The organism is Pseudoclavibacter sp. CFCC 14310 (genome assembly GCF_008831165.1).
GTDB lineage: Bacteria > Actinomycetota > Actinomycetes > Actinomycetales > Microbacteriaceae > Pseudoclavibacter_A.
On sequence record NZ_WBKC01000002.1, the window covers coordinates 1 to 14,100 of the forward strand.

A 14,100-nucleotide genomic window follows, 5' to 3' on the forward strand; every position below is an offset into this window, starting at 1 on the left:
CAAGCCTGCACTGGAGAAGGCCTACAAAGAGATCTCGAAGAACATCCAGATCCCTGGTTTCCGCAAGGGACATGTTCCTGCTCCGATCATCGACCAGCGTGTCGGCCGCGGTGCCGTCATCGAGCAGGCGATTAACGACAACCTCGACACCTACTACCAGAGTGCGGTGCGTGAGCACGATGTGAAGACGCTGGGTCGCCCCAACGCCGACATCGTCGAGCTGCCGAACGTCGAGACGCTGCAGGGCGATCTGAAGATCGCGGTCGAGGTCGACGTGCGCCCGGAGTTCGAACTGCCTGACGTCGCCGATGTGACCGTCGAGGTCGAGCCTGCGGCTGTGACCGACGCCGACGTCGACGAAGAGCTGGAGCACCTGCGCGAGCGGTTCGCGACGCTGACCAAGGTCGAGCGTCCCGCTGCCAAGGGCGACTTCACGACGATCGATCTGCAGGCCAAGATCGACGACGAAGTCATCGACGACGCATCGAACATCTCGTATGAGATCGGTTCGGGCCAGCTGCTCGACGGCATCGACGAGGCGCTCGAGACGCTGACCGCAGGCGAGACCACCACGTTCGAGTCGAAGCTCGTGGGCGGTGACCACGAGGGCGAGACCGCTCTGATCGAGGTCACGCTGAACGCCGTCAAGGAGCGCGAGCTGCCTGAGGCTGACGACGACTTCGCTCAGCTGGCGAGCGAGTACGACACCATCGCCGAGCTGCGCGACAGCCTGAAAGACGAGGCTGCGAAGCGCAAGAGCACCGAGCAGGTCGGTCAGGCCCGTGGCAAGCTCGTCGAGGCGCTGCTCGAAAAGGTCGAGCTTCCCCTTCCCGAAGATCTCGTCGACGCCGAGGTCAAGGCTCATCTTGAGCAGGAGGGCAAGAGCGAAGACGATCCGCACGCAGCGGAGGTTCGCCCTGATGTCGAGCGCGGCATCCGCACTCAGCTGCTGCTCGACAAGGTCGTCGACGACCTGCAGGTGCAGCTGGGGCAGGACGAGCTCTCGCAGTACCTCGTGCAGCAGTCGATGCAGTACGGCATCGAGCCCAACGAGTTCTTCAAGATCATCAGCGAGCAGGGTCAGCTTCCGGCCCTGTTCGGCGAGATCTCGCGCAGCAAGGCGATTTCGACCCTGCTCGGCAAGGTGAAGGTCGTCGACACCGACGGCAACGCCGTCGACCTGAGCGAGTACCTGCCGAAGGATGCCGAGGCTGAGACGGCAGCGCCCGCCTCTGACGAGTCTGCCGAGGACGCCCTCGATCAGGTCAAGGCTCCTGCGAAGAAGGCACCGGCGAAGAAAGCCGCAGCGAAGAAGGCTCCGGCCAAGAAGGCCGCGGCCAAGACCGCTGCTGAGGCAGAAGAGACCGACGCCGAGTAGTTCGCCGTCGACTCGCAGCAAAAGCGGGGTGCGCCCACTGTGGCGCACCCCGCTTTTGCGTTGTCACGGCGAGCTTTTGCCGACGGCGAACAGCGCGAACGAAGACGGGGGATTCCAGTAGATTCATACATGTCGGCCTCTCTCGGGGCCGACGAAGCTTCGAGTGTCGTCATGGCACCTGCGCCGTCGAGGCGCGCTGAGGAATGGAGAGTGGAGATGGCAGAACCCCAAGGGCAGGCATCGGTCTACGAACGCCTGCTGAAAGAGCGGATCATCTGGCTCGGCAGCGAGGTTCGCGATGAGAACGCGAACGAGATCTGCGCGAAGATCCTGCTGCTGTCCGCCGAGAACCCAGACGCTGACATTTATCTGTACATCAACTCGCCCGGCGGCTCGATCACCGCTGGCATGGCCATCTACGACGCGATGCAGTTCGTGCCGAACGACATCGTCACCGTCGGCATCGGCATGGCCGCTTCGATGGGGCAGTTCCTGCTCTCCAGCGGCACGAAGGGCAAGCGCTACGCCACCCCGAACACGCGCGTGCTGCTGCATCAGCCGCATGGCGGCTTCGGCGGCACGGCGTCAGACATCGCCATTCAGGCACAGCTGATCAGCGACATGAAGCGTCGCCTCTTCGAGCTCACCGCCGAGCAGACCGGCAAGACCGTCGATCAGATCGCCATCGACGGCGACCGCGACCACTGGTTCAGCGCCGAAGAGGCCAAGGAATACGGCTTCGTCGATCACATCCAGGCGGCGGCTCTCAATGTCTCCGGTGGCGGCGGCACGGCGCACAAGTCGGAGGAGAAGTGAGCATGGCAGACCAGTTCGGCGACCAGCACCAGTCACACAGCGGGCAGCACCGCAGAGAGATGGGCATGCAGATGAGATTCCCCAACCTTTCCCAGGCCCCTGTCGGCATGCCGTTCGGCGGCGTGCCCAGCGGCGTCGAGATGCCCTCGTCTCGGTACATCCTGCCCGAGTTCGAAGAGCGCACCGCCTACGGCTACAAGCGTCAGAACCCGTACACGAAGCTCTTCGAAGATCGCATCATCTTTCTCGGCGTGCAGGTCGACGACGCCTCTGCCGACGATGTCATGGCGCAGCTGCTCGTGCTCGAAAGCCTAGATCCCGAGCGAGACATCCAGATGTACATCAACTCGCCCGGCGGCTCGCTGACGGCTCTCACCGCCATCTACGACACCATGCAGTACATCCGCCCCGAAGTGCAGACCATCTGCCTCGGGCAGGCGGCCTCGGCAGCCGCAGTTCTGCTGGCCGCAGGCGCACCCGGCAAGCGCCTCGCACTGCCCAACGCCCGCATCCTCATCCACCAGCCGGCAGTCGGCGGCGAGGGCGGCCACGGACAGGCCTCAGACATCGAGATTCAGGCCGCTGAGATCATGCGCATGCGTGACTGGGTCGAAGACACGCTGTCGCTGCACTCCAACCGCACCAAAGAGCAGGTGCACAAAGACATCGATCGTGACAAGATCCTCACGGCCGAGCAGGCGCTGGAGTACGGCCTCATCGACCAGGTGCTGACGACGCGAAAGACGCAGCGCCCCGCCTGACACACAGTGTCTGCGGCAGCGACTAGGCTCGTGTGATGACATCAGGAAGGAACGGCGAGTATGGCGCGCATCGGTGAGACGTCTGATCTGTTGAAGTGCTCTTTCTGCGGCAAAAGCCAGAAACAGGTGCGCAAGCTGATCGCCGGGCCCTCCGGGGTCTACATCTGTGACGAGTGCATCGAGCTCTGCAACGAGATCATCGACGAAGAGCTCACCGAGCAGCCTGCCGTCGAGCAGACCGAACTGCCCACGCCGAAAGAGATCTTCGCGTTCTTGGGCGAGTTCGTGGTGGGGCAGCAGACGGCCAAACGCGATTTGGCCGTCGCTGTCTACAACCACTACAAGCGCATTCGTGCGGCGGGCGCGAGCACAGACGAGAGCGAACCCGTCGAGATTCAGAAGTCGAACATCCTGATGGTCGGCCCCACCGGCTGCGGCAAGACATATCTGGCTCAGACGCTGGCTCGGCGACTCAACGTGCCGTTCGCCGTGGCCGACGCCACGTCGCTGACAGAGGCCGGCTATGTGGGCGAAGACGTCGAGAACATTCTGCTGAAACTGCTGCAGGCCGCTGACTTCGACGTCGAGCGCGCGCAGCACGGCATCATCTACATCGATGAGATCGACAAGATCGCACGCAAAGCCGAGAACCCCTCGATCACGCGAGACGTCTCGGGCGAGGGCGTGCAGCAGGCTCTGCTGAAGATCATCGAGGGCACCGTCGCGTCGGTGCCGCCCCAGGGCGGCCGCAAGCACCCGAACCAGGAGTTCATCCAGATCGACACGACGAACGTGCTGTTCATCGTGGCCGGCGCGTTCGCCGGGCTCGAAGAGATCATCGCCGATCGCTCCGGCGCGCACGGCGTCGGCTTCGGCGCTCCGCTGTCGACCGAGGCCGATCGAGTGAACATCCTCTCTGAGGTCGAGCCAGAAGACCTGCGCAAGTTCGGCATGATCCCAGAGTTCATCGGTCGTCTGCCCGTGCTCACCACTGTCGACGCGCTGGATCGCGCCGCGCTGATCGACATCCTGGTCGGCCCGCGCAACGCTCTGGTCAAACAGTACGAGCGCATGTTCGCGCTTGACGGCGTCGATCTCGCCTTCACCGACGACGCACTGACGGCGATCGCCGATCAGGCGGTCGAGCGCAAGACCGGCGCCCGCGGACTTCGTGCGATTCTCGAGACCGTGCTCGGCCCGGCGATGTACGAAGTGCCCGGCAACGACGAGATCGCCAAGTGCCTCGTCACGGCCGCGGCCGTCGAAGGCACCGACTCGGTGCAGGTCTTCACACACGAAGAGGTCGAGCGCGCCGCTGAGAAGACCGCCTGACCGGTCAGCCCTGCGACTCCGTGAGCACGTGCTCGTCGAGAAATGCCGAGACGTCTGACAGCTCCTGCGCACTCACCGCGTGGCCGATGCCGGCATAGACCCGCTCGTCCAGTGCGCTGTGCGCGGGCAGCCACTGCTCTGTGAACTGCGTCAGGTGCGGCGGAATGACCGGGTCTCGGTCAGCGCGACCCCAGAACACCGGCGGGCGTTCGACGCGCAGGAGCTCATCCAGCTCACGCGGCTGCTGAGCGACGTACCCGGACAGATTCACCGTGGCACGCAGCAGGTGCGCGTGCGTGCGCAGCAGCTCGGTCGTCATCAGCCCGCCCTGCGAGAAACCCAGCACGCTGACCTGCGCGCTGCGGGAGCCGACCGGCGCGACCTCGTCGAGCCACCGCACCAGTGCATCCACCGCCGGGCGCGCATCGGTCTGGTCGCCGCCCGTGGCAGGCTCACGCAGAGCCGCGATCGGGTACCAGGCGAAGCCATAGTCGTTGCCCGCGTCGAGCGGCGCACGCGGCGCGGCGACGACGAACTCGGGCGGCAGGCTGCTGGCCAACGGCAGGATGTCGGACTCACGCGCGCCCCAGCCGTGCAGCATCAGCAGCAGGGGTCGGGTGGCCAGCGCCTCTGCCCGGTCTTCGGGCGACACGTTCCAGAGCGTGTGGCGGTCGTCGATGCTCAGCACAGCGGTTCGACGCGAGTCGGCTGTCTGGGGCGCAGTCGGCTGCGATGCGCCCGACTGGTCGAGCGGATGCTGCGGCCGTGCATTGGGGTGTGCTGACGGTTCAGGCATAGGGGCCTCCGTTGACGTCGTCGTCTTCGTCGAGTCGGTCGACGGTCACCTCACCGATGTCAGGCAGCCAGCTGATGGTCGTGCCGTCGTCGAGCTCGGCCACGGGGTGACGTTCCAGCCAGGTCAAGGTCCACGACCAGCGTTCGCGCTGTGTCGGTTCGAGGCCCGCCTCGACCTCGCTGATCGCGGCCAGCATCGGGTCGGGCAGGGCGAGCGGGGGAGTCACTCCGACGTTCCATCTGGTGCCGATCTGCATGAGATCCTTCCGTCATCAGCGGTCTTCTCTGCGTCGTAGGGTACCCTGTTTCACGGCCGACGGTGACCTGTGGAGGTCGCCGGCAGCGGTCGCAACCCAATTCAGGAGTCACAGATATGAGCACGACGACGTCGCCGGCACCCGGCACGCAGACCACAGGCAACTCACGCGCACGCGTGCTGGTCGCCAGCCTGATCGGCACCACGATCGAGTTCTATGACTTCTATGCCTATGCGACTGCCGCGGTGCTGGTCTTTCCGGTGCTCTTCTTTCCGAATGATCCGAACAACCCCGATCACACCGTGCAGCTGCTCTCGTCGTTCGCGATCTTCGGCGTCGCGTTTCTGGCGCGCCCGCTCGGCTCGCTGCTCTTCGGCCACTTCGGCGACCGCATCGGCCGCAAGGGCACACTCGTCGCCTCACTCATGTTCATGGGGATCGCAACGTTCCTCATCGGCTGCCTGCCGACCTACGCCCAGATCGGCTACTGGGCGCCGGCGCTGCTCGCGCTGATGCGCTTCTGCCAGGGCATCGGCCTCGGCGGCGAATGGTCGGGCGCGGCCCTGGTGGCGACAGAGAACGCGCCGAAGGCCAAGCGTGCGCTCTGGGGAACCTTTCCACAGCTGGGAGCCCCGCTCGGCTTCATCCTGGCGAACCTGGTGTTTCTGTGGCTGGCGCTCGGGCTCGATGAAGAGGGCTTCCTCAGCTGGGGCTGGCGAGTGCCGTTCCTGGTGAGCATCGCTCTGGTGGCGATCGGCCTGTGGGTGCGGCTGCGTCTGGTCGAGGCTCCGGCCTTCCAACAGGTGGTCGACCGCGGTGAGATCGAGAAGCAGCCCATCGTGACGTCATTCACGGGCTACTGGCGCGAGATCGTGATCGGCACCTTCCTGATGGCGGCGACCTACACAGTGTTCTATCTGGTGAACACCTTCGCACTGACCTTCGGGACGACTCCGGCCACAAAGACGCCCGGCGGTCTCGGCTATGACCGCAGCACGTTCATTCTGCTGTTGATCTTCGGCTGCGTCTTCTTCACGATCACGACGCTGCTCAGCGGCATCGTCGCCGATCGCATCGGTCGTCGCCGGCTGAACACCATCGTGAACGTGGCGATGGCGGTCTTCGGCATCGTGTTCGGCCCGCTGCTCGGCGGCGGCTTCGCCGGGCTGATCGTCTTTCTCGTGGTCGGCTTCTCGCTCACCGGCTTCGCGTTCGGGCCGATGGCATCGACGCTGCCCGAGCTGTTTCCGACGCGTGTGCGCTACACCGGGTCGGCCATCGCCTACAACCTCTCGGCGATCGTCGGTGCCGCAGTGGCTCCGTTCATCGCGGTCTGGCTGTGGAGCCTCGGTGGTGGCAGCGCATTCTGGGTCGGCATCTACCTGACCGTGATGTGCCTGATCTCGCTGGTCGCGATTCGTCTCGCGCCCGAGACGAAAGACGTCGAGTACCACTGACCCGTTGCTCGACGTCGAGGCGTGGCTGAGCGTTGCACAGGAGTGTGCGGTTCAGCTGAGCTGACTCCGGTGAGCTGTTTCAGAACAGCGTGGGTACCGCGGATGCGTCAGTCGCCAGCGGGGATCGGCTGCGCGTCTTCGCTGCGCGCCGGTGCTGCGGCCGAGGTGCTCGGGGAATGGGAGCAGCCTGTGCCCCAGGCTGAGAGCCGTCGAGCCGATACAACGAGATCAACGGCTTGATCAACCCTGCGAGGTGGCGCCGGTAGTCGCTGGTCGCTCGGTCTCCCTTCGGGTACAGCTCGGTGTACCTGTCGACAAGGTCGGGATGATACTCCCGCAGCCAGCGCATGAACCATGGGCGCACGTGGGGGCGTAGGTGCAGCACTTGATAGAGCACGCGGTGGGCACCGGCTTCTCCGACAGTCTGAAGAGTGTGCATCAGGCTTGACCGGCTGTCGGTGAGCAGTGGCAGAATCGGCATCAGGAACACTCCGACGTCGAGGCCGAGATCACGCGCACGGGATACTGTGCGCAGTCGAGCCTGAGCGCTCGGGGTGCCCGGCTCGAACTGTTGGCGCAGCTGGTCGTCGACGATGGGAATCGACATCGACACGCTCACCGGCACCTGTGTCGCGAGTTCGGAGAGCAGCGGCAGATCGCGTCTGATCAGCGTTCCCTTCGTCAGTACTGAGAAGCCGATGCCTGCCTGCGCGAGCTCGCGGTAGATACCGGGCATCAGTGCGTAGCGACCCTCGCAGCGCTGATATGGGTCGGTGTTCGAACCGAGCATCACGAACGGCACGCGGCCGACATGCGAGGTGCGCAGCTCCTGATGCAGGCGTTCGACGATGTTCGTCTTGACCACGATCTGCGTGTCGAAGTCGTGACCTGTGTCGAAGTCGAGGTACCGGTGGCTGCCCCGAGCGAAGCAGTAGATGCACGCGTGCGAACAGCCGCGATAGGGATTGATCGTGTAGGCCCCGGGAAACTCGCTGCTCGCGTCTGGCACACGGTTCAGCGCGGAACGTGCGAGCACCTCGTGGTAGACGAGGTCTGCGAACCCTGGGGTGCGGACTTCGTGGGTGACCTCGCTGAGGCTTTCGATGCGGTCGAGTCCGCTCAGAGCATCGAGGTCGGTGTGTGCCGTCTCTTGTGCATGCCAGCGCATGATGTGATTCGAACATATATTCGAATGATCGTCAAGCTGGTCGTCGCTCGTCGCTACGAAGACCGAGACGGGCCCAACGTGTGCCTGCGGTCAGCGGCTCGGAAGCTCGGTTCTGCTAGTGTGCGTACTGCGGGTGTCGCGGGCAGGTCAAAGGGGTGGGGAATATGAGAAGAGTGTCTGTCATTCTGGGGGCTCTCGGGTTCCTCGCTGTGGTCATCGGAGTCGCCGTGTTCCTGCTGAGTTCGCATTCGGCTGCGCCAGAGCAAGCAGCACAAGAGCAAGAGGCGCAAGAGCAAGAAGTGCCCTCCAGCTCCGGGCCGTTATCCTCAGTCGAGGACGAATACACACAGGCGATCCAAGGCAGCCTTGCGAATGACCTGCAGCTGCCAGACGGTGTTTCATGGCCCTCACTGTCCGAGATGGTGGTCAGAAGTGATTTCGCCACAGACCCATCGTCTGCAGGGGTCGGGGCCGGTGAGGTCGAGCTGACGTACGAGGCCGGAACGGGAGTCGGGCAGGCACTTTCCTTCTATGCCTGGGCGTGGGAGGCAGAATCCGTCAGAGCGCAGAGAGAAGGCGACTCTGACGCTCTGCAAAAGGCGTTGGACAAGTTGAAAGAGTGGACTTCGCTCCCTCAGACCACTCAGTATCATGCGAACCCGGACGGTTGGTATCACGCAGTCGTTGAGCCCGCGCGCAGGGGTGACTTCGCCGCCATGGAGGAAGAGGTCAGCGCCGGGCCACCAAAGCTGCCCGCGACTGCCGAACAAGCAGGACTCTAGTCAGTCTGCGTGCAGGATCGAGGCGATGCCGTCTGCGTTCGTCATTCGTGCAGCCGGCGACTGATCGCCTGAACTCTGTACCCCGACACCTGAACAAGAGGTGATGAGTATGCCGTGTCGTCGTTGGTGCGCTGGTGTTGCGCGGTTGTGCGCGGTCTTCGTGTCTGTTCTCGCTGCGACATTCTGTTTGAGTGGTTGTTCTGATGACGATCCCCCTGCTCCAAGCCCGAGCGAGCTGCGGAAGATCAATTATTTCTCCGAGGACTTGGTAGGAGGTATGAACCGAGCGATTGATGCAGGAAAGCTTGGCTCTGGTGTGCCTTTGAGCACAACGGAATCTGATGTCCTGAACTGGCTGAGAACTCCAGAAGTCGCCAGTGGGGACTCTGTGTATTACGGTGTGCTGTCCGTCGAATCATTGGACGACCAGCATTCCCTATTCCACCTCGTGGTTTTTATCGGTATCGGTTCCGCTGACCCCTGGCACATACCCCGCCAAGATCCTGACGCACCCACGGAGGCACGGACATGCATCAATATCCCCGTCACCCTCGGGACCCAAGCACACGCCGACGCCTTCACCCGCGTCGCCTGCCCACCAGACACCCCGACATATTCCCAGCAGGAACTGCCAGACGGTTCACGGATACCCAGCCTCACTGGACAATGAACAGATCCATGGACAGCATTCTGGCCACCCAAGGATCTGACATGAACATCAGATCCTCGCGGAAGTGACAGCCCGGCCGGAATCACAGCGACAGATGGGCGAAGAGGCGGATGCCACGGAGCATCCGCCTCTCAACTCGGCCGGCCACAGACCGCCTACTGGTCGAGCGAGCCGAACTCCACATCGCTGACGGTGAACTGCTCGCCGTCTTCGGCCAGCACGATCTGCTCTGCCTTGGCGACCGAACGCAGATCGTCGAGCGCGAGAGCGACCTGCTGGATGCGGTCTGCCGGCCCGTGCAGCGTGGCCGTCACGATCGGGGTGCGCATCTTGACCTTCGCCTCGGTCTTCGCTCGACGGAAGGTGATCAGCGCATCGCTAACCGCCGCGAACACGCCGCCCTCGTCGATATCGTCGCCGGCAGCATCGGCTGGCTCGGCGGGGCGAGCCGCAGGAGTCAGCACCTCGGCGGCAGTCGGCCAGGGCTGACGGTGGATGGACTCGTCGTGCGTCCAGCTGTAGACCTCTTCGGTTGCGTACACGATGAACGGCGCGAAGAGCCGCAGCAGCACCTCGAGTGCCGTCTGCAGGGTGACCAGAGCCGAGTCTCGCTCAGCGTCGCCGGCCGCGCCGTAGGCACGCTCTTTGACGATCTCGATGTAGTCGTCGCAGAACGTCCAGAAGAACGACTCGGTCACTTCGAGCGCACGAGCATGGTCGTACGCGTCGAAAGCCTTGGTCGACTGCTCGACGACCTCTGCCAGCGTCGCCAGCAGGCTGATGTCGAGCGGGTTCGTCGCCTGCGTTCCTTGGGACGCCTGACCGAAGGCGAGCACGAACTTGGCCGCGTTCAGAATCTTGATCGCCAGACGGCGGCCGACCTTGATCTGCTTCGGGTTCTGCGGGTCGAACGCAGCGTCGGTGCCCAGCTTGTAGGCAGCCGCCCAGTAGCGCACGGCGTCCGAGCTGAACTGCTCGAGCAGGCTCAGCGGGGTGACGACGTTGCCCTTCGACTTCGACATCTTCTTGCGGTCGGGGTCGACGATGAAGCCCGAGATCGTGGTGTGCGACCACGGCAGGCGGTGATCTTCGAGCTCGCTGCGCAGCAGGGTCGAGAACAGCCAGGTGCGGATGATGTCCTGCGCCTGAGGGCGCAGATCATAGGGTGCGACGAGGTCCCAGAGCTCAGGATCGCGCTCCCAGCCGCCGGCCAGCTGCGGAGTGAGCGAGGAGGTCGCCCAGGTGTCGAGTACGTCGACCTCACCGACGAAGCCGCCGGCCTGTCCTCGCTGCGACTCGTCGAAGCCGGCGGGCGCCTGCGACGAGGGGTCGACCGGAAGCTGCGACTCGTCGGGCACGATGGGATGCTCATAGTCGGTGACGCCCTCGGCATCGATCGGGTACCAGACCGGAATCGGCACGCCGAAGTAGCGCTGACGACTCACCAGCCAGTCTCCGTTGAGACCGTCGACCCAGTTGTCGTAGCGCACGTGCATGAACGCCGGGTGCCACTCCAGCTCGTTTCCGCGCTCTTTCAGCGTGGCACGCAGCTTCTCGTCGCCCGCGCCGTTCGAGATGTACCACTGGCGCGTGCTGACGATCTCGAGCGGGCGATCGCCCTTCTCGAAGAACTTGACCGGATGCTTGATCGGTTTGGGTGCGCCCAGCATCTCGCCCGACTCCTGGAGTGCCGCGACGACGGCCTTCTGGGCTGAGAACACCGTCTTGCCCACGAGCTGAGCGAAGGCGTCGCGACCCTGCTCGTCGGTGATCCATTCCGGGCTCAGATCGATGACGCGACCGTCCTGGCCGATGATGGTGCGGTTCGGCAGGTGCAGCTCGCGCCACCACACCACGTCGGTGACATCACCGAAGGTGCAGATCATCGCGATGCCCGATCCCTTGTCGGGCTGGGCGAGACGGTGGGCGAGCACCGGCACCTCGACGCCGAAGAGCGGCGTGCGCACCGTGGTGCCGAAGAGCTTCTGGTACCGCTCGTCGTCGGGATGCGCCACGAGCGCGACGCAGGCAGGCAGCAGCTCTGGGCGAGTGGTCTCGATGATGACGTCTTCGCCGTCATGTGCGCCCGTTCCATGGAAGGCCAGGGAATGATAGGCGCCGTCGCGCTCGCGGTCTTCGAGCTCTGCCTGTGCCACCGCCGTGCGGAAGGTGACGTCCCAAAGCGTGGGAGCATCCGCCTGATACGCCTCACCGCGCGCCACATTGCGCAGAAATGCACGCTGACTGGCCGTGATCGACTCGTCGCCGATGGTGCGGTAGGTCTGGTTCCAGTCGACCGAGAGCCCCACGGAGCGCCAGAGCTGCTCGAACTGCTTCTCGTCTTCTTTGGTCAGGCGCTCGCAGAGTTCGATGAAGTTGCGACGCGAGATGGGCTGCTGATCGGCGGCCTTCACGCTCTTGCCGTCGCCGCCTTCGAACGGGGGAACGAAGTCTGGAGTGTAAGGGAGCGAGGGATCGCAGCGCACGCCGTAGTAGTTCTGCACGCGTCGTTCGGTCGGCAGGCCGTTGTCATCCCAGCCCATCGGGTAGAAGACCTCTTTGCCCTGCGCGCGCTGGTACCGTGCGATCACGTCGGTGTGCGTGTAGCTGAAGACGTGGCCGATGTGCAGTGAGCCGGATGCGGTGGGCGGGGGCGTGTCGATCGAATAGACGCCCTTGGCCTTGGCGGCATCGCGATCGAAGTGGAAGGTGCCCTGCTGATCCCACTTGGCGTTCCACTTCTGCTCGAGGCCTTCGAGTGCGGGTTTGTCGGGGATGCCGTTGGCAGCGGAATCGGTCACCTGAGGTGCTCCTTCAGTATGTGCGGCACCGCGTCATGAGCCGAAATGGGCTGCTGTGTGCCTGAATGTCGGATACGAGTCGACGAAACGTCGATCCAATTCAGCATACACATGGGCGTTTCGTCCACGGTCGAGCTTGGTTGTCTGTACTAATATGATTCGACAGACATCAGTGCCCGTCTCGCTTGCGAGGCTGCACGGCGAGAGGAAGCATGCCCATGGGGGACAACGTCACTTTGGATCGAGGCACGGGCACGGGGATGACTCCGGAAGCCAAGCCCACGACCCAACTGATCGATGTCGCGGCCGCAGGCGGCATGCCGCCCGCAGGAGGAGCCGACCGCAGTTCTGGCACAACGGGGCCTGGTCGCAAGCGCCGTCGCAAGGCGCCGTTCATTCTCGGCGGGGTGGGCGTGCTCGTTCTGGCCGCCCTCGGTTTTGGGGCTTGGTACTCAGCTGACCACGTCGCTCCTGGCGTCACGTATGCCGGCGCAGATCTCGGCGGTCAGACCAGCGAACAGGCGGCACAGACCATTCAACGTCAGTTCGATCAGCACTCGGTGCCGTTCAGCTTCGACGGCACTCAGCAGCAGGTCAGCGCAGCCGACCTGGGGCTGCAGATCGATGCGCAGCAGACAGCGCATGACGTGATCGCAGGTCAGCCGGCATGGCAGTTCTGGCGCTGGAACAACGCCTCGACCGTCTCTCCGCAGGTCTCAGCCGATGCAGCCGCAGAGAGCACATTCTTCTCTGACGCATGGCCAGCGGCATACACGGTCACTGAACCGAGCCTGGAGTATCAGCCGGCGAAGGCCTCATTCACGGTCGTTCCCGGGAAGGCCGGCCAAGGAGTCGACGCGGCCGCCGTGCAGACTGCGTTCCTCAACTCCTTCGCCAACGGCGACTCATCAGCCCAACGCGTGAGCCAGAGTGAGGTGCAGCCCACGATCACCGACGAACAGGCTCAGGCCGCTCTGCCCACGGCTCAGCATCTCGTGCGCAAGATGACCTTCCAGGCCGCTGGCAAGCCGCTGATCACGGCCGATGCGGTCACAGTCGGGTCGTGGGTCAAGATCTCTGACCGCGACGGCCAGTTCACCGCGGTCTACGACGCCAAGGCCATCAGTGACTTCGTCGAACAGAACGCACCCACGAAGCTCGACCCGACGCCCAAGACGCAGACCGTGCTCGCCTCTGACGCCAACGTCGTGCTCGTGCCTGGCAGCACAGGCAAGACCTTGGGCGATGTGTCGTCATTCTCTGAAGACGTCGCCGCGAAGGCCGCCACAGGCGACAGCTCGTTCGACCTGCCGGTCACAGAAGTGCCGTTCGAGACCAAGACCGTCGACCGCAAGATCGACATCAGCCTCGCATCGCGCTCGGCCTCGCTGATCGAGAACGGCCAGGTCGTCACGACCTTCCCGATGTCTCCCGGTCTGCAGACGAACTCCGGGGCGATGCAGGCGGCGAAGACGTCGACCAAGGTCGGCAACTACAAGGTCTGGTACAAGACGACGGTGCAGAGTATGGGCTGCACGCCGCAGTACGACTACTGCACGCCGAACGTCAAGTGGTCAACGTTCTTCAACGGTGACCAGGCTCTGCATGGCACCTACTGGCACAACCAGTTCGGCATCTCAGACATGAGCCATGGGTGCGTGAACCTGCGCGAGGCCGACGCGAAGACGGTCTACGACTTCGCACCGATCGGCACTCCGGTCTCAGTGCACTACTGATTCGACGAACCGGCTTCGAAAGCGCGGTTCGCAGGTCTGGGGAGTGCGCTCGCCGATCGCTTCGTCGCGTGCATTGTAAGATTCGAGCTGTGCGCGCATGAGCGCGAAACTCATTCCACGACGCACGGGGGAGTCTCGAAAGGAAGA

General features: G+C 64.0%; 11 protein-coding genes. 7 read left to right on the forward strand and 4 right to left on the reverse strand.

All coding sequences use genetic code 11. From position 1 onward, the window contains the following. The 4 genes from tig to clpX all read left to right on the forward strand — a co-directional run. Positions 1-1,378: trigger factor (gene tig, locus F8O06_RS03805; RefSeq protein WP_158037619.1), on the forward strand; the 1,378-nt coding region annotated here is incomplete at its 5' end. 216 nt (positions 1,379-1,594) lie between these two features. Then, on the forward strand, positions 1,595-2,194 hold the full coding sequence (locus tag F8O06_RS03810) for an ATP-dependent Clp protease proteolytic subunit (protein ID WP_158037620.1): 600 nt from the start codon (positions 1,595-1,597) through the stop codon (positions 2,192-2,194). A 107-nt stretch (positions 2,195-2,301) separates the two neighbouring features. Continuing rightward, positions 2,302-2,955 carry an ATP-dependent Clp protease proteolytic subunit gene (locus F8O06_RS03815; protein WP_158031811.1) on the forward strand — a complete coding sequence of 218 codons (654 nt, stop codon included), beginning with the start codon at positions 2,302-2,304 and terminating at the stop codon, positions 2,953-2,955. A 60-nt stretch (positions 2,956-3,015) separates the two neighbouring features. Continuing rightward, complete coding sequence (gene clpX, locus F8O06_RS03820) at positions 3,016-4,287, forward strand: ATP-dependent Clp protease ATP-binding subunit ClpX (protein ID WP_158031089.1); 1,272 nt, start codon at positions 3,016-3,018, stop codon at positions 4,285-4,287. 4 nt (positions 4,288-4,291) lie between these two features. Here the strand turns inward: clpX and F8O06_RS03825 are convergent, their stop codons facing one another. Then, complete coding sequence (locus F8O06_RS03825; RefSeq protein ID WP_158037621.1) at positions 4,292-5,083, reverse strand: alpha/beta hydrolase; 792 nt, start codon at positions 5,081-5,083, stop codon at positions 4,292-4,294. Further along, positions 5,076-5,339: a hypothetical protein gene (locus tag F8O06_RS03830; RefSeq protein WP_158031091.1), complete on the reverse strand. Its 264-nt coding sequence runs from the start codon at positions 5,337-5,339 to the stop codon at positions 5,076-5,078. Before F8O06_RS03830 ends, F8O06_RS03825 begins: the two co-directional genes overlap by 8 nt. A 116-nt stretch (positions 5,340-5,455) precedes the next feature. On the opposite strand from F8O06_RS03830, the gene F8O06_RS03835 reads away from it, so the two are divergent. After that, positions 5,456-6,796 carry an MFS transporter gene (locus tag F8O06_RS03835; protein WP_158031092.1) on the forward strand — a complete coding sequence of 447 codons (1,341 nt, stop codon included), beginning with the start codon at positions 5,456-5,458 and terminating at the stop codon, positions 6,794-6,796. Positions 6,797-6,875: 79 nt separating this feature from the next. Here F8O06_RS03835 and F8O06_RS03840 read toward each other — a convergent pair whose 3' ends face one another. Continuing rightward, positions 6,876-7,964 (reverse strand): radical SAM protein, encoded by a 1,089-nt coding sequence (locus F8O06_RS03840; protein WP_158037622.1) that lies wholly within the window; start codon positions 7,962-7,964, stop codon positions 6,876-6,878. A 164-nt stretch (positions 7,965-8,128) separates the two neighbouring features. On the opposite strand from F8O06_RS03840, the gene F8O06_RS03845 reads away from it, so the two are divergent. Continuing rightward, positions 8,129-8,746, forward strand: coding sequence for a hypothetical protein (locus F8O06_RS03845; RefSeq protein ID WP_158037623.1), 618 nt, complete (start codon positions 8,129-8,131; stop codon positions 8,744-8,746). 825 nt (positions 8,747-9,571) lie between these two features. Here the strand turns inward: F8O06_RS03845 and valS are convergent. Then, positions 9,572-12,217, reverse strand: coding sequence for a valine--tRNA ligase (valS, locus tag F8O06_RS03850; protein ID WP_225733380.1), 2,646 nt, complete (start codon positions 12,215-12,217; stop codon positions 9,572-9,574). A 218-nt stretch (positions 12,218-12,435) separates the two neighbouring features. Here valS and F8O06_RS03855 point away from each other — a divergent pair, with 218 nt between their 5' ends. Continuing rightward, positions 12,436-13,953: a L,D-transpeptidase family protein gene (locus F8O06_RS03855; RefSeq protein WP_192496830.1), complete on the forward strand. Its 1,518-nt coding sequence runs from the start codon at positions 12,436-12,438 to the stop codon at positions 13,951-13,953. Positions 13,954-14,100: the final 147 nt, after the last annotated feature.

What these genes read in the sequence shown, in the direction of transcription:
- F8O06_RS03840 (WP_158037622.1), bottom strand. Translation starts at nt 7,964, where the DNA reads ATGCGCTGGCATGCACAAGAGACGGCACACACCGACCTCGATGCTCTG.
- F8O06_RS03825 (WP_158037621.1), bottom strand. Translation starts at nt 5,083, where the DNA reads ATGCCTGAACCGTCAGCACACCCCAATGCACGGCCGCAGCATCCGCTC.
- F8O06_RS03835 (WP_158031092.1), top strand. Translation starts at nt 5,456, where the DNA reads ATGAGCACGACGACGTCGCCGGCACCCGGCACGCAGACCACAGGCAAC.
- F8O06_RS03830 (WP_158031091.1), bottom strand. Translation starts at nt 5,339, where the DNA reads ATGCAGATCGGCACCAGATGGAACGTCGGAGTGACTCCCCCGCTCGCC.
- clpX (WP_158031089.1), top strand. Translation starts at nt 3,016, where the DNA reads ATGGCGCGCATCGGTGAGACGTCTGATCTGTTGAAGTGCTCTTTCTGC.
- F8O06_RS03810 (WP_158037620.1), top strand. Translation starts at nt 1,595, where the DNA reads ATGGCAGAACCCCAAGGGCAGGCATCGGTCTACGAACGCCTGCTGAAA.
- F8O06_RS03855 (WP_192496830.1), top strand. Translation starts at nt 12,436, where the DNA reads ATGGGGGACAACGTCACTTTGGATCGAGGCACGGGCACGGGGATGACT.
- F8O06_RS03845 (WP_158037623.1), top strand. Translation starts at nt 8,129, where the DNA reads ATGAGAAGAGTGTCTGTCATTCTGGGGGCTCTCGGGTTCCTCGCTGTG.
- F8O06_RS03815 (WP_158031811.1), top strand. Translation starts at nt 2,302, where the DNA reads ATGCCGTTCGGCGGCGTGCCCAGCGGCGTCGAGATGCCCTCGTCTCGG.